Here is an 18,772-nt window from a genome sequence, read left to right as displayed (position 1 = left end):
AAGCCCTTTGGCATATGGGATAATCTACCGCCCCTGCGTCGCATCCATCCTAGCGGGCCAGAATGAAACGCGTTAGAAGGCCAGCGAGCCTGCTTTTTGCATGAGGACCAGATGACCGACACCGGATTCTTCACCGAGACGCTCGCCAGCCGCGACTCTTCGATTTTCGACGCCATCCGCAAGGAACTGGGCCGGCAGCGCGACGAGATCGAGCTGATCGCCTCCGAAAACATCGTCTCCAAAGCGGTGCTTGAAGCGCAGGGCTCGGTTCTGACCAACAAATACGCCGAAGGCTATCCGGGCAAGCGCTACTATGGCGGCTGCCAATATGTCGATATCGTCGAGAATCTGGCCATCGAGCGCGCCAAAGAGCTGTTTGGCTGCGAATTTGCCAACGTTCAGCCGAACTCGGGCAGCCAGATGAACCAGGCAGTGTTCCTGGCTCTCTTGCAGCCGGGCGACACTTTCATGGGGCTTGACCTGAACTCGGGCGGCCACCTGACCCACGGGTCGCCGGTCAACATGTCGGGCAAATGGTTCAACGTTGTCTCGTACGGCGTGCGCCAGCAGGACCAGCTGCTTGACATGGAAGAGATCCGCAAACATGCCCATGAGCATAAGCCCAAGCTGATCCTTGCCGGTGGCACCGCCTACAGCCGCATCTGGGACTGGGCTGAATTCCGCAAGATCGCCGACGAAGTGGGCGCATATCTGATGGTGGACATGGCCCATATCGCCGGTCTGGTGGCGGGCGGCCAGCATCCCTCGCCGCTGCCCCACGCACATGTCGTGACCACGACCACCCACAAATCCCTGCGCGGCCCGCGTGGCGGCATGATCCTGACCAATGACGCCGAGATCGCCAAAAAGATCAACTCGGCCGTCTTCCCCGGCCTGCAGGGCGGCCCACTGATGCATGTCATCGCCGCCAAGGCCGTCGCCTTCGGCGAGGCGTTGCGCCCCGAGTTCAAGGGCTATGCCGCTCAGGTCGTGGCCAACGCCCGCGCCATGGCGGACGAACTGATGAAGGGCGGCATCGACATCGTCTCGGGCGGTACCGACAACCACCTGTGCCTTGCAGACCTGCGCCCCAAAGGCGTGACCGGCAAGGCGACCGAGGCGGCATTGGGTCGCGCGCATATCACCTGCAACAAGAACGGCGTGCCCTTTGATCCCGAAAAACCCTTCGTGACATCGGGCATCCGGCTGGGCGCACCGGCTGGCACCACGCGCGGCTTCAAGGAAGAAGAGTTCCGCCAGATCGCCCGCTGGATCGTCGAAGTGGTCGATGGCCTGGCCGCAAATGGCGAAGAGGGCAACGCCGAGGTCGAGGCCCGCGTCAAGGCCGAGGTGACCGAGCTCTGCGCCCGCTTCCCCCTTTACGAAGGCCTGTGATCGCAACGCTGCGCGGGACAGACAGCCCTGCGCAGCTCACAAGACCGGGCGGAATAGGTATTCTTACAGCATTCCTGACCCACACCTTCTTTGAGCATCTGATACAAAGAAAAAGCCGGCCAATATGCGCCGGCTTTTTCTATTGTGCTCTTCAGGCTCGACCCTCCCCCCCCCCTGCGGCTCAGATCAACCCGCGCACCTTCATAATCCAAATGGCGACGGCCGCCAGAATCAGCAGGCCGAACATCACGCTTGCCGCAACGCCGACCACGCCTCCTTGCATCCGCCCCCCCTGCCCAAGCGGACGCAGGTAAGAAACCAGCGCCTTATGCGCGCGCTCAAGCTGTTCAAAATCGACCTGCCGCGCCAATTTGGGCTGTCCAGCCTTCAGATCGGCATCGGCCAGTACCCGGGCCTCGCGCCTCAGCCGCCGCGGCAAGGCACCGCCGCGCTTGCGCAGCATGCTCCCCAGATCGGCTTGCTGCCCGCGACGGACACCACCAAACCGCGCCGCCATAAGGCCCGCCACCTCATCGGCCATCGGCCGGATCTTCTCGATACCCATGACGTCCCCCGTCACGCCCATTGCAGGTTTTCGCCAACCTACCCTCTCTGGCGCAAGCTCGCCAGTGTCGCTAGGTTAGATCCATGATGCTGAACATGACAATTACGGGTAGAGATTCGGATCAGCCGCCAGTTCTGCTGGCGCACGGGCTGTTCGGATCGGGGCGCAATCTGGGCGGTCTGGCCCGTCGCCTGGGTGAGACACGGCGAGTGATCGCGGTCGATATGCGCAATCATGGCGACAGCTTTCACGATCCCGATCACAGCTACCCCGCCCTCGCCCATGATCTGGCCCAGATCGTCGCTGCCGAAGGGGGGCAGGCCGATATTCTGGGCCATTCGATGGGAGGCAAGGCGGCAATGATGCTGGCGCTGACCCAGCCGGGCCTTGTTCGTCGGCTGATCATCATGGATATCGCCCCCTTTGCCTATGCGCATAGTCAAGCCAGCCATATCGACGCAATGGAGGCAACCGATCTGGCCGGTATCGAGCGGCGGTCCGAGGCAGACGCACGTCTGGCCGAACATATTTCAGATCCGGGTGTGCGTGCCTTTCTGCTGCAATCGCTGGACCTGAAAGCCGATCCGCCGCAGTGGAAATTCAACCTTGCAGCTTTGCGGGATCAGATGCCGTTTCTGGTGGGCTGGCCCGAGAACGCCCCAAAAGGCAGCTTTACCGGCCCTGCGTTATTTCTGATCGGCTCGGAATCGGACTATTGTCGCGCCCCGCAGCAATCCGAAGCGATCAGGGCGCATTTCCCGCAGGCTGACATTCGCACCATCGCCGGTGCCGGACATTGGCTGCATGCGGATCGTCCCGCCGAAGTGGCCGGGACAGTCGCGGCCTTTCTGGACTAAGTCCTGACCCAGACAGCGGCATTTATCACGGATCATCCGTCAGGGCACCGCAGAGACAGCTGCGCCTCGCCTGTGTCGCCGGGAATGCGACTGCGAAGGCTGTTGGGAATGACCCGGCATCCGGTTGTCTGTTCGGCGGCCACCACCATCAGTTCAGGAATCCTGGCGCGGGTCTGACGGTCAAGATAACCAAGGCGGATCACCTGTGCCCGCGCACCGTCGTGAAAAACGACAAACCGGATACCATCCAGCGTCGTGTCATACCGGGTGGCGCCAAAGAATTGCGGCGATGGCGAAGCGCAGGCGGAAAGAATCAGGACCAGGGACAGGATCATACGCATGACCCCTGTTTAGCCACCAGGGGTTAACAAACCCTTACGACTAGGCAATTAATCAGGCGGCCGGACTGTCGCCTCAGCTTAACCCGCGCGATTGGCAGCCCGTGCAGGTGAGGATATCCGGCAACGAATCCAACCGCTCTGCCGGGATCACAGCACCGCAGCAGGTGCAAACTCCATAGTCACCGCCAGCGATCCGCTGCAGCGCCGATTCGATCTGCTCCAGTTCAGCCTGACCAGCTTGACCAAGGGCGTGAATAACGGCCCCGTGTTCCCCTGAAATAGATTGGGGCTGAGAGGCCTCAAGCTCATGACGAATCATCGCCAGATCAGCATGAATAGCATCTCGACGCGCGGTCAAAATGGTTTTGCGGGTGGTCAGCTTCATAAGGCGCTCCTGTTCGCGGACAGGGCCATACACAAAATGCGCCTCGGCGACTTTGATCTGCGTCAATTTGTTGCGACCTTCCCAACCAGACATGCAGTGGGAGGGATTTATCTGCCGCAGGGACCCCCAGCCTCTTTGATGGTAACCCGAATTTAACCTGTGGGCGCCAGGATGGGTCTATGACGACCAGCACTCGCCTGCCTTCTTTTGCACATATCTGCCCTGAACCGGGGCTGCTTGCGCGCACCCGGTTCAGGGTAGTGCAACTATCAGCTATCCATCTTCAGCGCCTGAATAAAGGCGGTCTGCGGAATTTCGACCTTGCCGAACTGGCGCATCTTTTTCTTGCCAGCCTTTTGTTTTTCCAGCAATTTTTTCTTACGCGTTGCGTCACCGCCATAACATTTTGCCGTCACGTCCTTACGCAGGGCGCTAAGCGTTTCACGCGCAATCACCCGACCACCGATCGCTGCCTGAATCGGAATTTTGAACATGTGCCGCGGGATCAGGTCCTTAAGCTTTTCGACCATGGCACGGCCACGCGATTCGGCCCGGTCGCGGTGAACCATGATCGCCAGCGCATCGACCGGTTCATCGTTCACAAGAATCGACATCTTGACCAGATAATCCTCGCGATATTCCGAGATCTGGTAATCAAAGCTGGCATAGCCCTTGGTCACCGACTTGAGCCGGTCATAGAAGTCGAAAACCACCTCGGCCAACGGCAGGTCATAAACCACCATGGCCCGATTGCCGGCATAGGTCAGGTCAAGCTGGATACCACGCCGGTCCTGACAAAGCTTCAGCACATCACCCAGATATTCGTCAGGCACCATAATGGTGGCTTTGATCCGCGGCTCTTCGATGTGATCAACATGGGTCAGGTCAGGCATATCAGCGGGGTTGTGAAGGTCCCGCACCTCGCCATCCTTCATGTAAAGTTTGAACACCACCGAAGGTGCAGTAGTAATGAGATCCAGATCGTATTCGCGCTCCAGCCGGTCCCGGATCACCTCAAGATGCAAAAGGCCCAGGAATCCGCAGCGGAAACCGAAACCCAACGCGGCCGAGGTCTCCATCTCATAGCTAAAACTGGCGTCGTTCAGTGCGAGCTTTTCGATAGCATCGCGCAACGCCTCAAAATCGTTGGCATCGACCGGGAAGAGCCCGCAGAATACGACCGGCTGCGCGGGTTTGAAGCCCGGCAGCGGCTGCTCACAGCCCTTACGCTCATGGGTGATGGTATCGCCGACGCGGGTGTCACGCACCTGCTTGATCGACGCAGTCAGCACGCCAATTTCACCCGGCCCCAGCTCGGCAATATCCTGCATCTGGGGACGCAGGACCGCAAGCTTGTCGATGCCGTAGACGGCATTAGTCTGCATCATACGGATGCGGTCGCCCCTGCGGATCACCCCATCCATGACACGGATCATCACGACAACGCCCAGATAGGGATCATACCACGAATCGACGAGCATCGCCTTAAGCGGTGCGTCCCGGTCGCCCTTGGGTGCTGGCAGGCGGGTAACGATGGCCTCAAGCACATCAGGGATGCCAAGACCGGTCTTGGCCGAGATCTCGATCGCGTCATGGGCGTCGATGCCGATCACGTCCTCGATCTGCTCCTTGACGCGACCAGGCTCGGCGGCAGGCAGGTCGATCTTGTTCAGAACCGGCACGATCTCATGCCCGGCATCGATGGCCTGATAGACGTTGGCGAGCGTCTGTGCCTCGACCCCTTGCGTGGCGTCCACAACCAACAGCGAGCCTTCGACGGCGCGCATGCTGCGGCTGACTTCATAGGCAAAGTCGACGTGGCCGGGGGTGTCGATCAGGTTCAGCACATAGGTGCGCCCGTCCCTGGCCGGGTATTCGATGCGCACGGTGTTGGCCTTGATGGTGATACCGCGCTCGCGTTCGATATCCATGCTGTCCAGCAGCTGGGCTTTCATGTCGCGTTCGGCGACCGTGCCCGTCATCTGGATCAGCCGGTCGGCCAAGGTGGATTTACCGTGGTCGATATGTGCCACGATCGAAAAATTGCGGATGAGATCAAGGTCGGTCATGGCCGGGCTATACAAGGGCTTTTGCGTTGCGGGAAGAGGATTCAAGAGATCGGGGCAAAGCCGGCTGCGCGCAGCTGGCGCCGACGCAGCACCGCCTCGCGCCACATCGTGTAGCAACCCGAGGCAACGATGATCGCAGCACCCAGCATGGTCAGAACATCCGGCCGCTCACCAAAGACCACAAAGGCAAGAATCAGGGCAAACACCAGACGGGCATAACGATATGGAGCCAGGGCCGAGGCCTCACCGACGCGGGTTGCGGCAACCAGCAATCCATACCCACCCACACCCACAGCGATACAGCCCACTACCAGCAGCCATTGACGCAGGTCGGGCATGACGAACTCCTGCCCCAGCACCCACCCCATCTGCAGGGCAGCAATCAAAATGGCAAAGAAAGCCGAGGCGGCAAGCTGATCGGAATGGATACGCGCCGGTACATGCCGGGTGCACAGATCACGGCCTGCAAGCCCCACCACCGCCAGAAGCGCCATCAGCGAGATCGGCTGGAACCCGTCCAGCCCCGGCCGGATCACCAACAATACGCCAAGAAAGCCGACAATGATCGCGACCCAGCGTCTCCAGCCGACCGGCTCGCCCATCAGCGCCGCGCCAACCACGATGGCAAGCGGCAAGGCCTGCATGATCGCCGAAGTTGAAGACAGCTCGGTCAGTGCCAGCGCCACGACGATCCCGATCGAGCCGACTGCCTCCATCAACCCGCGGAACAACACGACTGGCCGTACAAGGTCACGGGTAAAAAGCCGCCCACCTTTCAGCTTCAGCATGGTGCCAAAGACGCAAAGCCCCAAAAGCCCGATCAGCGCCAGCACTTGGGCGTAAGGCAGCTCGGCCGAAAGCAGCTTGATGAACATGTCCTCGAAGGCGAACAGCACCATCGAGATCACCATCAGGATCGCACCACGGAAATTTTCGGTGACCATCGGTCGCAGCCTCATGAGGGGGAGTTGCGCCCGTGGCGCCGTGGCGCGATCATAGGTCGGTTCCCGGACAAGCGAAAGGTCCGGCCAGGCGAAAGGATGCCCTGATGAAGTTCCGCGTTGAGGACATGAGCTGCAACCATTGCACCGCCGCGATCGAAAAGGCGGTGGCCGAGGCAGGCGGCCATGCCAGCTGCGATCTGCCCACGCATAGCGTCACTGTCGAGGGGCTGGAGCGCGACCGCGCCGCCCAGGTGATTCGCGACGCCGGCTATACCCCCGAACCGGCCTGAGGGCATATCTTGGGCCTCGTCGCGGCTCAGCCGCCATCCTTGGCCCGTCGTTCGCTGCCCGCCATAATTGAGACCAAAGGCAGCTTCTGCTAACCTTGATGGCAGAAAGATCGCAGCAGACAGAGGGTGCCCAGCCCCATGCCGCGACACGAGCCGAGGAGACAGGAATGTTCAACCGACTGATGACCGCCGCCGCGGCGGTGGTGCTTACTGCGCCATGGGCCGTGGCAGGGCCGATTGATTCTGCATGCGTGCGCTCAGAACGCGGCGCCCGCAACAGCCAGGTCTGTGGCTGCATCCAGCAGGTCGCCGACCAGACGCTATCGCGCTCTGACCAGCGCCGCGCTGCCCGCTTTTTCCGTGACGCGGACGAGGCGCAAAAGGTCCGCATGTCGAAAAGCGACGCCGACAACGCCTTCTGGGCACGCTACAAACGCTTTGCCGCCGCGGCCGAGGCCTATTGCGCACGCTGAGCCTGATATGCGCATCACCGTGCTGACCGGGGCCGGCATCTCGGCCGAAAGCGGGATCCGGACCTTTCGCGCCAGTGACGGGCTGTGGGAAAATCATAGGATCGAGGACGTCGCAACGCCCGAGGGCTTTCGGCGCGATCCAGCTTTGGTTCATCGCTTTTATAACCAGCGCCGCGCCACTGCGGTCCGCGCCCAGCCCAACGCCGCGCATCGGGCGCTGGCCCGGCTGGCCCGGCATCACGACCTGACACTGATCACGCAGAATGTCGACGATCTGCACGAACGCGGCGGCTCGACCGAGGTGATCCATATGCACGGCAGCCTGCTCGGCGCCCTCTGCGCCGCCTGCGGCTGTCGATGGCCAGCACCGCTGGTGATGCGGGCACAAGATCTCTGCCCCTCCTGCGGGGCACCGGAAACCCGGCCCGATATCGTCTGGTTCGGCGAAATCCCCTATCATATGGAGGCAATCTGGGCTGCTGTCGAAAACGCCGGGATCTTTGCCGCCATCGGCACCTCGGGCCTCGTCTATCCCGCCGCCGGTCTCGCCCAACACGCGCGCCGCAATGGTGCCGAAACCATCGAGCTGAATCTCGTCGACTCGGCCGTCAGTCGCGACTTCACCCAACGCCGCATCGGCCCCGCCACGACGGTCGTGCCCGAATGGGTCGATATGCTCTGCTCCTGAGCAGCGCCTCCAGACTTCTTTCGTGTCTAAATATCCATTGATCCGCGCCGCCGGCGCAACAGCAGCCCGCAGCAGAGCAGGGGGCAAGGCTTGACCATTGCAAGCCGATCCGCCACCCCTTGCCTGCACCTTTCGCCTGCCCGCAACCTCAAGGCCCACCATGACCCGCACCATCCTCGCCAATGCCCGCCTGATCCTGCCTGATACCGTGACGACCGGCGCACTTATCATCGAGAATGGTGTCATCACAGCGATCGAGCCCGGCGAGATTGTCCCGACGGGGGCCGAGGATCTGCAAGGCGATTTCCTCGCCCCCGGCATGGTCGAGCTGCATACCGACAACCTTGAACGTCACCTGCGCCCGCGCCCTGGCGTGGATTGGCCCCATGCCAATGCCATCCTCGCCCATGATGCCGAGCTGGCAGGCTGTGGCATCACCACGGTCTTTGATGCGATGCGCGTGGGCTCGATCCCGAATAATGGACCGGACAAGGATTACGAGAAATATGCCCGCGCGCTTGCCCATGAACTGGCCGCGCTGCGTGAAAAAGATGTGCTGCGGATCAGTCATCTGCTGCATCTGCGTGCCGAGGTCTGCTCAGAGACCCTGCTGGCCGAACTGGACGAATTCGGCCCCGAGGACCGCGTCGGTATCATCAGCCTGATGGACCATACCCCCGGTCAGCGTCAGTTCCGCGATATCAGCAAGCTCGCCCAGTATGTGCAGGGCAAGTACAAACTGTCGGACGAGGAATTCGCCCGGCATGTCGCAAGACTGCGGGATTTGCGTGCCCGTTTCGGCGACCAGCACGAGGCAGCGGCGGTCGAGATCGCGCATCGTCTGGGCGCGGTACTCGCCAGCCATGACGACACTACCGCCGAACATGTCGTGACTTCGGCAGGTCATGGGGTGCGGCTGGCAGAGTTCCCGACCACGCCCGAGGCGGCGGCCGCATGCCACGCTCATGGCATCATGGTGATGATGGGGGCGCCGAACCTGATGCGTGGCGGATCGCATTCCGGCAATGTCTCGGCAGCCGAACTGGCACGGGCCGGGCATCTGGACATTCTGTCCTCGGATTATGTGCCCTCGGCTTTGCTGGCCGGGGCGCTGATCCTTGCGCGGATCTGGGATGACCTGCCCCGTGCCATCGCAACTGTAACCCGAAACCCGGCCAAGGCTGCGGGCCTTACAGATCGCGGCCGTATCGCGCCGGGGCTGCGGGCCGATCTGATCCGATTCTCAATGATGGGCGAAACCCCGGTCATGCGCGGAACATGGGTGCGCGGCCAAAGGGTCTGAACACCGGCAGTGGACAAGGGCGGCGGGGACACCCCGCCGCCGCAAGGTCTCAGGTAATCACATCGGGCCGAGGCCGGCCGGTACGGGCGCGGATACCGGCGATTTCCTCGGCGGCTGTGATGATCGGGGCCAGTGCCGCTTGCGGATCGTCCTTCATCCGGGCCGGATCGGTCTCGACCCGCTCAAGATAGACGCGCAGGGTCGCGCCTTCGGTCCCGGTACCCGACAGGCGCATTACGATGCGCCCACCACCTTGGGTCATGATCCGCAGGCCCTGACGTTCGGTCCGCGAACCATCCACCGGGTCATCATAGGCAAACTCATCCGCCGCCTCGATACGCAGGCCGGCAATGGTCTGGCCCGGCAGTTCGGACAGACGGGCGCGCAATGCCTCCATCAGCTCCGAGGCCGCGCCGGCATCAACCGCCTCGTAATCGTGGCGCGAATAATAGTTGCGGCCGAATTTCGCCCAGTGATCAGCCATGACCTCGGCAACCGACTGACGGCGCTCGGCAAGCACGTTCAGCCAGAACAGCACCGCCCACAAGCCGTCCTTTTCCCGCACATGATCCGAACCGGTTCCGGCGCTTTCCTCGCCGCAAAGCGTGGCGCGGTCGGCGTCAAGCAGATTGCCAAAGAACTTCCATCCGGTCGGGGTTTCGCAGCAGGCAAGGCCCAGGCTTTCGGCCACGCGGTCCAGCGCACGCGAGGTCGGCATCGAACGGGCAACCCCCTTCAGCCCCTTGGCATAGGCAGGCACCAGCGTCGCGTTGGCGGCAAGTACCGCAAGGCTGTCCGAGGGCGTCACATAGCAATTCCGGCCGACGATCATGTTGCGGTCGCCATCCCCGTCCGAGGCAGCGCCGAAATCCGGCGCATCGGCGCCAAACATTACATCCATCAGATCCTTGGCCCAGATCGGGTTGGGATCGGGATGACCGCCGCCGAAATCGGGGCTAGGCACGGCATTGACCACCGAACCCGCAGGCGCCCCCAACGCGCCCTCAAGTATCGCCTTGGCATAGGGCCCGGTGACGGCATGCATGGCGTCAAAGCGGATGCGGAAACCATCGCCAAACAGCGCCCGGATCTTGTCAAAATCAAAGATCGAGCGCATCAGCTCGGCATAATCGGCGACCGGATCGACGACCTCGACCTCCATCCCGCCAAGGGTCGTTGTACCGGGGGTGGAAAGATCGACGTCCTGTGCATCCAGGATGTGATATTCACCAAGTGTCTTGCTGGCGGCAAAAATCGCCTCGGTCACCGGCTCGGGCGCGGGGCCGCCATTGGCGGTGTTGTATTTGACGCCGAAATCCTCATTCGGGCCGCCGGGGTTGTGGCTGGCCGACATGATAATGCCGCCATCTGCCTTGCGCAGCCTGATCAGATGCGAGGCGGCGGGGGTCGACAGCAGTGCATTCTGCCCGACGATCACCTTTTTCGCGCCGCTCGCCGCAGCCATGCGCAGGATCACCTGCGCGGCGCGGTCGCTGAAATAGCGCCCGTCCCCACCCAGAACATAGGTCTTACCCGACGCGCCCCCGGTACCGTTCCAGATCGCCTGCACGAAATTTTCCAGATAATGCGGCTGCATAAAGACCGGGGTCTTCTTGCGCAGGCCGGACGTGCCGGGCTTTTGGCCCTCAATGGGCCGGGTCGGGACGGTATGAACGGTCATGGACCTCTCCTTAACGTTCTTGGTCGGGCGGGATGCTGGCAGCCAGCACGACTAAGGGCAATGGTTGGAAATCACCAGCTATCAAGGCCCGGCGCAACAGCCTGTGTGGCTATGCGCCGGGCAGGCAACAGGTGCATGGGCAGGATCCCGCGCAGGGCGGCAACATGGCTCTGCGTCTCAGAAATCCAGGCCCAGATCCAGCGTGCGTGCCGAATGGGTCAGCGCCCCGACCGAGATATAGTCAACACCCGTCGTCGCCACCTCGGCGATACGGGCAAGTCTCATATTGCCCGACGCCTCCAGCACCACGCGGCCCTGTGCCATCACTACCGCCTCGCGCAGATCCTCGGTCCGCATATTGTCAAGCAGAACGACATCGGCACCGCCTTCGTCCAGTACCTCGGCAAGCTGGTCAAGGCGGTCAACCTCGATCTCGACCCGCATCATATGCGAGGCGCGCGCCTTGACCGCCTGCAACACCGGCCGAATGCCGCCCGCCGCGGCGATATGATTGTCCTTGATCAGGATCGCATCCGACAGACTGAAACGGTGGTTGAAACCGCCGCCATGCAGCACCGCCTGTTTCTCGACCAACCGCAGACCCGGAGTGGTCTTGCGCGTGCAGGTAATGCGCGCCCGGGTGCCCGCCGTCTCGGCCACGAAAGCCGCCGTCTGGGTCGCAATACCGGAAAGGCGGCCGGCAAAGTTCAGCGCCACCCGCTCGGCCGAAAGGATCGAGGCGGCCTCGCCCTCGATCTCGGCCAAGGTATCGCCCGGCTGAAAGGGGCTGCCGTCAGAATGATGCAGCCGCCAGACAAGGCTCGGGTCGATCAGCCGAAAGGCGATGGCGGCCAGCTGCATGCCCGAGGCAACGCCCGCCTCGCGTGCCACGATCCGTGCCCGATAGTGGGTCCCGGCCGGGATCACCGTGCGGGTGGTGATATCGCCATAGGTGCCCAGATCCTCGGTCAGTGCGGCCCGTACCAGGGGCTCAAGGATCATCTCGGGCAGCGGGGGCATGTCGGTCATGTCGTCTCCGGTTCAAGCGAGGCGCGCAAGGCCAGCGCCTGCGCCAGCGTCAGGCGCGAGCGGCGGCCTTCGGCCATGGTCTGCGGGAAATCGGTGCGGCAATGCGCCCCCCGGCTTTCCTGCCGCATCAGCGCCGCCGCAGCGATCAGGGTCGCGGTTGCGGTCATGTTCAAAAGCGCGGGGCAATCGGGTTGGGCAGCCTCGATGGCAGCAATCTCGCGCAGGCAGCGGGCAAGGCCATCGGCGTCGCGCAAGACGCCCGCGCCCTCGGTCATGGCACGGCGCAGCCGGGCGACCAGCGCAGGATCGGGCACCGTGCCCGGAGGCAAATCGGGCAACAGGACCTGTGGTTCATCCTGCACAGGAACTGGTTGCGCCTCAATCGAAAGCGCGCAGCGGCGGGCAAAGACCAGCGCCTCAAGCAGCCCGTTCGAGGCCAGCCGGTTTGCACCATGCAGCCCGGTCGAGCTGGCCTCGCCACAGACCCAAAGCCGGTCTAGGCTGGCCCTGCCATCATCATCCACCGCGATGCCGCCCATATGGTAATGCGCGGCAGCGGCGACCGGGATCGGCTCGCGCGTGGGGTCGATGCCCGCCCTGGCACAGGCCTCGGCCACAGCGGGAAAATCGGTGAGGAGGCGCGGCCCAAGGCAGGCCCGGGTGTCAAGCATCGGCCGCAGCCCTGCCTGAGTCTGGGCATAAATGGCGCGGGCCACCACATCGCGTGGCGCAAGCTCGGCATCGGGGTGGATCGCCGGCATGAACCGCTCACCCAGACGGTTGATCAGATGCGCCCCCTCACCCCGCAGCGCCTCGGTCGCCAGGGGCGCGGGATCTTCGCCGCAATCAATCGCAGTCGGATGAAACTGGACAAATTCGGCATCGGCGATTTCCGCCCCGGCCCGCGCCGCCATGCCGATCACCTGTCCGCGAATGCGCGAAGGGTTGGTCGTCAGCGCGTAAAGCCCGCCCGAGCCGCCGCCCGCCAGCAGCACCGCCGGGGCGCGGATGCGCAAAGGGGCCGAACCTTGCGGACCGGAAAGCGCCACATCGACCCCCGTCACGGCGCCGTTTTCGACCGACAGGCCAGTTGCAATCACACCCTCAAGCACCTGCACCGAGGGCGTCTCGCGCACGCAGGCGACGAGGACGCGCATGATTTCCGCTCCCGCCTGATCCCCGCGCACGCGCACGACGCGGGCAAAGCTGTGCGCCGCCTCACGCGACATGACATAGCCGCCGTCCGGCCTGCGGTCGAACGGCGTGCCAAGCGTGGTCAGGTCAAGGATATGGGCGCGGGCCTCTTGGGTGACGCGGTGGGCAACCTCGGGATCGACGGTGCCCGCACCCGCAATCAGCGTGTCGCGGGCATGGGCGGCAGGGCTGTCGGCGGGGTCCATGGCCGCAGCCACCCCGCCCTGCGCCCAAGCCGAACTGGCCCCCTGCCCCAGCACCTCGGGCGAGATCATCAGCACAGGGCGCGGCGCCAGTTTCAGCGCCGCATAAAGCGCGCCCAACCCGGCGCCGACGATGACGACGCGGCCGGTCGAGACCTCGCGCATGCGTCAGGCCGCCAGGCGTTGCGACAGGTCGATCATACGCTGGACCGAAAGGCGCGCGCGTGCGGCGATTTCGGGGTCCACCTCGACCACTCCGGTCATGGTGTGCAGCGACCAGAGCACCTTTTCCAGCGTGATCTTTTGCATATAGGGGCACATGTTGCAGGGGCCCAGGAACTCGACGTCCGGGTTAGCGTCCGAGATGTTCGAGGCCATCGAACATTCGGTGACCAACATCACCTGCCGGGGCTGCTCACGTTCGACCCAGTCCTGAATACTGGCGGTCGAGCCGGCATAATCGGCCTCGGCCACCACCTCGGGCGGGCATTCAGGGTGGGCGATAATCTTCAGCCCCGGGTTCCACGAGCGAAAATCCCGCAGATCCTGCGCAGTAAAGCGTTCATGCACAACGCAAGCCCCGTCCCACCAGACGATCCGCTTTTGCGGGACCTGCCGGGCGACATTCTGTGCCAGCCACTTGTCAGGCGTCATGATGATCGTATCGCAGTCCAGCGCCGCAACGATCTGCGCCGCATTGGCAGAGGTACAGCAAATGTCCGAGGCAGCCTTTACCTCGGCCGTGGTGTTGACATAGCTGACCACCGGTGCATCCGGGAAACGGGCGCGCATTTCAGCGATCCCCTCTGGGGTGATGCTTTCGGCAAGCGAGCAGCCGGCCTCCATATCAGGCATCAGCACGGTCTTTTGCGGGTTCAGGATCTTTGAGGTCTCGGCCATGAAATGCACGCCGCATTGGACGATCACCTCGGCCTCGACCCTGGTCGCTGCGATGGCAAGCGCAAGGCTGTCGCCCACGACATCCGAAATACCGTGATAGATCTGGGGCGTCATATAGTTATGCGCCAGCACGACGGCATTCCGCTCTTTCTTGAGCTTGTTGATCGCGGCGACATAGGGGGCATGAATTGCCCAGTCCGGCCATGGCATGACACGGCCCATGCGCGCATGGATATCGGCCATACGCTCGGCCAGTTCGAGCGAGGGCTCAAGATCGTAATGCGAGCCAAGCTCGCTGCGGATGGTCGTCAGATCGAGCATTTGGTCCCCCCTGCTCTGCCCGCGGCGCGGTCCCTCCGATGCGATGCGGTCAGCCTGATGCCAAAGCCGCCCCCGCCCGTGAGTCGGGTTTCCTAACGGATGGAGGTCACTCGGGCAATGCAAATGCGACAGTTAGGTAACAAGGCCCAAGCCGCTGATCCCCGGACGAAAGCCCCCCCGTCGCGCCCTATCCCACCCAGACCGCCGGGATCAGGCCGCGCAGCGCATTGCCGACCCATAGCCTGAGATGGGGCATATCCGCTGCCAGCAGCAACTCTTCACGGCATTCCCCGCTGGCAAGCATCTGGCCGCGCAGGACACCCGGCAACAGGCCTGAGGCAAGCGGCGGCGTGCGCATACCCTGTCCGCGATCAAAGAACAGCGTGGTGATTGTGCCATCGCAAACCTCACCCCGCTCGTTAAGAAAAATCACCTCGTCGATCCCTTTGGGCAAAGCGGCGCGGGCAGCATCGTAATGCGCCCGCCGCGTGGTCTTGAGCCGCAGCCACGGATCGTCCGAAGACAGCCGGGTCCCGGCCAGGGCCAGCCGCCACTCGGGCCGCGATCGGGGCAGCGCCGCCTGCGTCACCTCAATCCGCCCGGCGTGGTCGAGGGTCAGGCGCAGCCGCGCAGGCTGGCCCCACGGGGCGACCAGTGCCGCGCGCGCCGCCCGCAGATCGCATGGCCAGCCAAGCGCGCGCGCACCCGAGGCAAGACGGGCCAGATGCCCTTCGATCCGGGGGCATTGGATGCCGTCCCACAGCACCGTCTCGATCAGCCTCAGGTCGGGGTCGCCAGATGCTGCGCGTAGCCCGCTTTCCATAATGCCTCCTCCCATTCGCCCTCGGCGGTCGAATCCTGGACGACGCCGCCGCCGACATTCAGGATGACCTCTCCATCGGGCCAGATCGACAGGGTCCGGATCGCGACCGAGAAACACGCCCTCCCATCCGGCGCCATCCAGCCGATCGAACCGCAATAGACGTCGCGAGGGTACGGTTCGACCTCGCGGATGATCTGCATGGCCCGTATTTTGGGCGCACCGGTGATCGATCCGCAGGGAAACAGCGCCCGCATCAGCTCGCCCAGCTCGGCCGGACGCGCAAGCTGACCAGTCACGCGCGAGCTCATCTGATGGACAGTGGCAAAGCTGTCCACGGCGAAAAGCTCGGGCACCCGCACCGAGCCGACATGCGAAATGCGGGCAATATCGTTGCGCAAAAGATCGACGATCATCAGGTTCTCGGCCCGGTTCTTTTCCGAGGCGGCAAGCCCCGCCGCCAGCGCCGCGTCCCGCAGCGGATCGGGATCTCGCGGGGCCGTGCCCTTCATCGGCCGCGCCTCGATCCTGCCTTGCGCATCGAGGCGAAAGAACAGCTCGGGCGAGCGTGAAACCACCACCGGCCCCACCCCAAGGTCGACATAGGCACCAAACCCCACCGGCTGCCGCGCGGCCAGCGCCGCGTAAAGTTCAGGCGGGGTGCCTGCCACCAGGCACGAGCGGATCGGAAAGGTCAGGTTGATCTGATAGCAATCCCCCGCCCCGATATAGTCGAGCGTACGGGCAAAGGCCGCGGCATATTCCCCTTGCGAGATCATCGGCTGCAAGGGCGCAAGCCGTGCGCCATCGCCGGATGGCAGCGCGGGCGCGGGCACGGGCGCGGCAAAGGCGGCAAAGACCATCAACGGCGCACGGCGGGCGGCGGGCATATCAGCGGTCAGCACCGGCTCCAGCGCATAGCCCAGCTCATAGGACAGCCAGCCCGCGATCCACGCCCCCCGCCGACGCAGATCCTCAAGCCGGGAAAGCGCGGGGGCGGCGTCCTCGGCGCGGGTCACTACCACGACTTCCTGCGGGTCCTGAAACAGGACCGGCCCGCTCTCAGGACCGAATTCGCAAAGGATCACACATGCCTCCATTCCTGCGCCGCGAGGTAGCACAGGCGCGGCGACAGGAACAATGGCCGGCAAAGGAACCGACGCGACAACAACAGTGGACGCCGGGGCGATTATAGCGCGAGCGACACCCAGGCCCGATTGCGCCGGCCTGAGCGCAGGCAGACATCGACGAAGATGACGCCCTCAAGCCCCTCACGAATAGCGGGAAAGATCACCGCCGGATTGGGCCGACCACCCGATCGGCGGGTGGGGAATGGCGCGCGTCGCCTAGCCATGGATATTGGCAAACCCCTCCTGACAGCCCCCGAGTGGCCGATGGAGATGCGGATCTGATGCGCGGCATCTGATCCGCGCGACAGGCGATGGCGCGGCTGATCCAACTGTGTGACCCACTGGATTCCAGTCGCAAACTGACGAAACCATACGGTGCTGGAATGCACGGAATATTTCCGGACAGAGAGAAATCCAAGGACTATATCGAGAGGGCTCTTTGGGCGAGGACCGAGGTCGTCGCGGCGATTCGACAGGCGTTACGAGATCGACAGAAGCACAGTTTCCCGATAGCCGTCTCCGAGAAATTATATTCCGGAATGGAACAGAAAAACTGAAATCGCAAAGAGCCAATCGCATCAGTGTGACGCAGAAAACACGAGAGCTGATGGCCAGCCAGTTTGCGCCATTGCGGCAAGACAGACCAAACTATAGAATCGTATTGATAACATCTGGTATCAGCGATCCGAAAAAACATTCAGGAATTGCTCATGCAAATGAATATTCGATTCTTGATTGCGTCGGCGGTGGCGCCCTTGCTGCCACCTCTTCTGATTATCATCTCGGCATCGGCAACAAGCGTTCACAAAAGCGGATTGGGCTTTGCATTATTATTTTCCGCTGTTTTTAGTTATTCTGGCTTGGGTATCCTTGGTTTCCCGGGCCTCTACTTTCTGCAAAAAAGCAAAGCTCTCTCTGTCATCAGCTTGACAGCATATGGTGCCGTCGCAGGAAGCGTCGTCTATGTTGCTTTTCTATCCTTATTCGCTCTGGCAATGGGGGTAGCAGGGACAGAGGGGATACTCAGCAGCATATTATTTGGCGCCCTTGCTGGCGCATGTCTGGGGGCAGGAGTGGCGCTAATCTTTGGCTGGATTTCAGGCATAAGATTTCTGAACAATAAGACCAACCCATCAATATAATTGGGGTCCTTGCGCCCTTCGATACCAGCGAGGTTGAAGGCATGGGCACCCCGCCCGCCACTGATCTGCCAAGACGGATGCGGGAGGGGCGCACGGCGACGGCGGGAACGGTCTGCGTCATCACACTTTCCCTGACGAAGGCTCCGGCGGCGGCCGGGAAAAAAGGAAGCCGCCCCCGGATCGGTATGGCCCTGAACGGGGCGGCTGAGCCCAGCCTCGGCCAAGAACTGCTCAGCCCGGTCCGGCAGACGTTGCCGCGCCGCAGGCAAAATCGGGATCAGCCACCCCTCGCCGCGGATCGCGGCGGTAAAACGCTCATAAACCATCGGGGCGGGCGGACGTCCGACCTCATGCCAGGCCGCAGCCTCAAGGGAACAGACAGGCGCGCAACCGCGCTCACGCAGATCTTGAAACTGACTTCAAGCCCGTCCCGATCACGACAGAGGCGCAGGCGCAGGTCGTTGTGATGCCCGCTTGCAAACCGCGTCGCCGCCATCGTCCCCAGCGCGCCGTTGCGCAGCATGATCCGCATGGTCGCGCTGCCATTGGCGTCAAGCACATAGTCCCCGATCCGCCTACCCGGCACCTTGTCAAAGACCTTGAGCAGGCAGGATACCTGCGCCGCGTCCTGACCGGAAATGCAGGTCGCAAAATCAAGGATATGGATACCGACACCGCCCGGACCGCCCTTGAAGCCATGGGCGGTCGAATCCCGCCACAGCCATTTCAGATCCGTCCTCCAATGGCCCCATACAGGCTGGGTCAGCCAGCTTTGCAGACAGATTGCCCCGGAATGGCGGATTTCGCCATTTTTACCGGCACGGACCGCGGCGGCAAACTGGTACACTCTTCCAGAGTTTCACGAGCTCCTTGAAATGCCGGGCCTGTTTGTCGACCCCACCCGCGACATAGAACAGCCCGTCAGCAACGGCAGGCATTGCGATACTGCCCATCAGGGCAGCCAGCACAACGTGACGCAAATCGCTCCGACGTGCTTTTTCCATTATTTCCCTCCCCTTCTCCAGGATCTCTCTGCGCGAGC

Annotated in this window: 19 protein-coding genes; 7 read left to right on the top strand and 12 right to left on the bottom strand. The window is 62.8% G+C overall.

What is annotated here, in order from left to right; genetic code table 11:
• Window positions 1–111: 111 nt before the first annotated feature.
• Complete coding sequence (glyA, locus tag M511_RS07575) at window positions 112–1,395, top strand: serine hydroxymethyltransferase (RefSeq protein WP_010395948.1); 1,284 nt, start codon at window positions 112–114, stop codon at window positions 1,393–1,395.
• Between the two features lie 181 nt (window positions 1,396–1,576).
• Here the strand turns inward: glyA and M511_RS07570 are convergent, their stop codons facing one another.
• Window positions 1,577–1,960, bottom strand: coding sequence for a hypothetical protein (locus tag M511_RS07570; protein WP_176224524.1), 384 nt, complete (start codon window positions 1,958–1,960; stop codon window positions 1,577–1,579).
• Between the two features lie 83 nt (window positions 1,961–2,043).
• Here M511_RS07570 and M511_RS07565 point away from each other — a divergent pair, with 83 nt between their 5' ends.
• Entirely contained in the window at window positions 2,044–2,817 is a 774-nt protein-coding gene (locus M511_RS07565; protein ID WP_139824555.1) for an alpha/beta fold hydrolase, read from the top strand.
• A 32-nt stretch (window positions 2,818–2,849) separates the two neighbouring features.
• Here M511_RS07565 and M511_RS07560 read toward each other — a convergent pair whose 3' ends face one another.
• The 4 genes from M511_RS07560 to M511_RS07545 all read right to left on the bottom strand — a co-directional run bounded on the left by M511_RS07560 (window position 2,850) and on the right by M511_RS07545 (window position 6,556).
• On the bottom strand, window positions 2,850–3,152 hold the full coding sequence (locus tag M511_RS07560) for a hypothetical protein (protein ID WP_085501834.1): 303 nt from the start codon (window positions 3,150–3,152) through the stop codon (window positions 2,850–2,852).
• A 79-nt stretch (window positions 3,153–3,231) separates the two neighbouring features.
• Window positions 3,232–3,543, bottom strand: coding sequence for a TraR/DksA C4-type zinc finger protein (locus tag M511_RS07555; protein ID WP_050804183.1), 312 nt, complete (start codon window positions 3,541–3,543; stop codon window positions 3,232–3,234).
• Window positions 3,544–3,812: 269 nt separating this feature from the next.
• Entirely contained in the window at window positions 3,813–5,612 is a 1,800-nt protein-coding gene (lepA, locus tag M511_RS07550; RefSeq protein ID WP_010395937.1) for a translation elongation factor 4, read from the bottom strand.
• Between the two features lie 41 nt (window positions 5,613–5,653).
• Window positions 5,654–6,556, bottom strand: coding sequence for a DMT family transporter (locus M511_RS07545; RefSeq protein ID WP_010395934.1), 903 nt, complete (start codon window positions 6,554–6,556; stop codon window positions 5,654–5,656).
• 104 nt (window positions 6,557–6,660) lie between these two features.
• Between M511_RS07545 and M511_RS07540 the strand changes: the two genes are divergently transcribed.
• From M511_RS07540 to M511_RS07525, 4 genes are all read left to right on the top strand, one after another.
• Window positions 6,661–6,846, top strand: coding sequence for a heavy-metal-associated domain-containing protein (locus tag M511_RS07540; protein ID WP_010395932.1), 186 nt, complete (start codon window positions 6,661–6,663; stop codon window positions 6,844–6,846).
• Window positions 6,847–7,013: 167 nt separating this feature from the next.
• Complete coding sequence (locus tag M511_RS07535; RefSeq protein ID WP_085501833.1) at window positions 7,014–7,319, top strand: hypothetical protein; 306 nt, start codon at window positions 7,014–7,016, stop codon at window positions 7,317–7,319.
• Between the two features lie 7 nt (window positions 7,320–7,326).
• The gene (locus M511_RS07530) at window positions 7,327–8,007 is read left to right on the top strand and encodes an NAD-dependent deacylase (RefSeq protein ID WP_085501832.1); all 681 of its coding nucleotides are present in this window, start codon (window positions 7,327–7,329) and stop codon (window positions 8,005–8,007) included.
• Window positions 8,008–8,167: 160 nt separating this feature from the next.
• Window positions 8,168–9,310, top strand: a complete 1,143-nt coding sequence (locus tag M511_RS07525; RefSeq protein WP_085501831.1) for an alpha-D-ribose 1-methylphosphonate 5-triphosphate diphosphatase — start codon at window positions 8,168–8,170, stop codon at window positions 9,308–9,310.
• A gap of 49 nt (window positions 9,311–9,359) precedes the next feature.
• Here the strand turns inward: M511_RS07525 and M511_RS07520 are convergent, their stop codons facing one another.
• The 6 genes from M511_RS07520 to M511_RS07495 all read right to left on the bottom strand — a co-directional run bounded on the left by M511_RS07520 (window position 9,360) and on the right by M511_RS07495 (window position 16,546).
• Window positions 9,360–10,991, bottom strand: a complete 1,632-nt coding sequence (locus M511_RS07520; protein WP_010395925.1) for an alpha-D-glucose phosphate-specific phosphoglucomutase — start codon at window positions 10,989–10,991, stop codon at window positions 9,360–9,362.
• Window positions 10,992–11,168: 177 nt separating this feature from the next.
• Entirely contained in the window at window positions 11,169–12,020 is an 852-nt protein-coding gene (nadC, locus tag M511_RS07515) for a carboxylating nicotinate-nucleotide diphosphorylase (RefSeq protein WP_010395923.1), read from the bottom strand.
• Window positions 12,017–13,582: an L-aspartate oxidase gene (locus M511_RS07510; protein WP_010395921.1), complete on the bottom strand. Its 1,566-nt coding sequence runs from the start codon at window positions 13,580–13,582 to the stop codon at window positions 12,017–12,019. Before M511_RS07510 ends, nadC begins: the two co-directional genes overlap by 4 nt.
• A gap of 3 nt (window positions 13,583–13,585) precedes the next feature.
• Complete coding sequence (nadA, locus tag M511_RS07505; protein WP_085501830.1) at window positions 13,586–14,638, bottom strand: quinolinate synthase NadA; 1,053 nt, start codon at window positions 14,636–14,638, stop codon at window positions 13,586–13,588.
• 187 nt (window positions 14,639–14,825) lie between these two features.
• The gene (locus tag M511_RS07500) at window positions 14,826–15,461 is read right to left on the bottom strand and encodes an aminotransferase class IV family protein (RefSeq protein ID WP_085501829.1); all 636 of its coding nucleotides are present in this window, start codon (window positions 15,459–15,461) and stop codon (window positions 14,826–14,828) included.
• Window positions 15,419–16,546, bottom strand: coding sequence for an aminodeoxychorismate synthase component I (locus tag M511_RS07495; RefSeq protein WP_085501897.1), 1,128 nt, complete (start codon window positions 16,544–16,546; stop codon window positions 15,419–15,421). The genes M511_RS07500 and M511_RS07495 overlap by 43 nt, the downstream gene beginning before the upstream one ends.
• 752 nt (window positions 16,547–17,298) lie before the next feature.
• Between M511_RS07495 and M511_RS07490 the strand changes: the two genes are divergently transcribed.
• Entirely contained in the window at window positions 17,299–17,730 is a 432-nt protein-coding gene (locus M511_RS07490; protein WP_139824553.1) for a hypothetical protein, read from the top strand.
• Window positions 17,731–18,007: 277 nt separating this feature from the next.
• Here the strand turns inward: M511_RS07490 and M511_RS07485 are convergent, their stop codons facing one another.
• Window positions 18,008–18,577: a Gfo/Idh/MocA family protein gene (locus M511_RS07485; RefSeq protein WP_085501827.1), complete on the bottom strand. Its 570-nt coding sequence runs from the start codon at window positions 18,575–18,577 to the stop codon at window positions 18,008–18,010.
• Between the last annotated feature and the right edge of the window lie 195 nt (window positions 18,578–18,772).

This window comes from Paracoccus sp. J56, assembly GCF_019633685.1.
GTDB lineage: Bacteria > Pseudomonadota > Alphaproteobacteria > Rhodobacterales > Rhodobacteraceae > Paracoccus > Paracoccus kondratievae.
This window is presented reverse-complemented; position numbering and strand designations above follow the sequence as displayed.

What these genes read in the sequence shown, in the direction of transcription:
- nadC (WP_010395923.1), bottom strand. Translation starts at nt 12,020, where the DNA reads ATGACCGACATGCCCCCGCTGCCCGAGATGATCCTTGAGCCCCTGGTA.
- M511_RS07535 (WP_085501833.1), top strand. Translation starts at nt 7,014, where the DNA reads ATGTTCAACCGACTGATGACCGCCGCCGCGGCGGTGGTGCTTACTGCG.
- lepA (WP_010395937.1), bottom strand. Translation starts at nt 5,612, where the DNA reads ATGACCGACCTTGATCTCATCCGCAATTTTTCGATCGTGGCACATATC.
- M511_RS07560 (WP_085501834.1), bottom strand. Translation starts at nt 3,152, where the DNA reads ATGATCCTGTCCCTGGTCCTGATTCTTTCCGCCTGCGCTTCGCCATCG.
- glyA (WP_010395948.1), top strand. Translation starts at nt 112, where the DNA reads ATGACCGACACCGGATTCTTCACCGAGACGCTCGCCAGCCGCGACTCT.
- M511_RS07545 (WP_010395934.1), bottom strand. Translation starts at nt 6,556, where the DNA reads ATGGTCACCGAAAATTTCCGTGGTGCGATCCTGATGGTGATCTCGATG.
- M511_RS07540 (WP_010395932.1), top strand. Translation starts at nt 6,661, where the DNA reads ATGAAGTTCCGCGTTGAGGACATGAGCTGCAACCATTGCACCGCCGCG.
- M511_RS07565 (WP_139824555.1), top strand. Translation starts at nt 2,044, where the DNA reads ATGATGCTGAACATGACAATTACGGGTAGAGATTCGGATCAGCCGCCA.
- nadA (WP_085501830.1), bottom strand. Translation starts at nt 14,638, where the DNA reads ATGCTCGATCTGACGACCATCCGCAGCGAGCTTGGCTCGCATTACGAT.
- M511_RS07525 (WP_085501831.1), top strand. Translation starts at nt 8,168, where the DNA reads ATGACCCGCACCATCCTCGCCAATGCCCGCCTGATCCTGCCTGATACC.
- M511_RS07570 (WP_176224524.1), bottom strand. Translation starts at nt 1,960, where the DNA reads ATGGGTATCGAGAAGATCCGGCCGATGGCCGATGAGGTGGCGGGCCTT.
- M511_RS07500 (WP_085501829.1), bottom strand. Translation starts at nt 15,461, where the DNA reads ATGGAAAGCGGGCTACGCGCAGCATCTGGCGACCCCGACCTGAGGCTG.
- M511_RS07490 (WP_139824553.1), top strand. Translation starts at nt 17,299, where the DNA reads ATGCAAATGAATATTCGATTCTTGATTGCGTCGGCGGTGGCGCCCTTG.
- M511_RS07510 (WP_010395921.1), bottom strand. Translation starts at nt 13,582, where the DNA reads ATGCGCGAGGTCTCGACCGGCCGCGTCGTCATCGTCGGCGCCGGGTTG.
- M511_RS07520 (WP_010395925.1), bottom strand. Translation starts at nt 10,991, where the DNA reads ATGACCGTTCATACCGTCCCGACCCGGCCCATTGAGGGCCAAAAGCCC.
- M511_RS07530 (WP_085501832.1), top strand. Translation starts at nt 7,327, where the DNA reads ATGCGCATCACCGTGCTGACCGGGGCCGGCATCTCGGCCGAAAGCGGG.
- M511_RS07555 (WP_050804183.1), bottom strand. Translation starts at nt 3,543, where the DNA reads ATGAAGCTGACCACCCGCAAAACCATTTTGACCGCGCGTCGAGATGCT.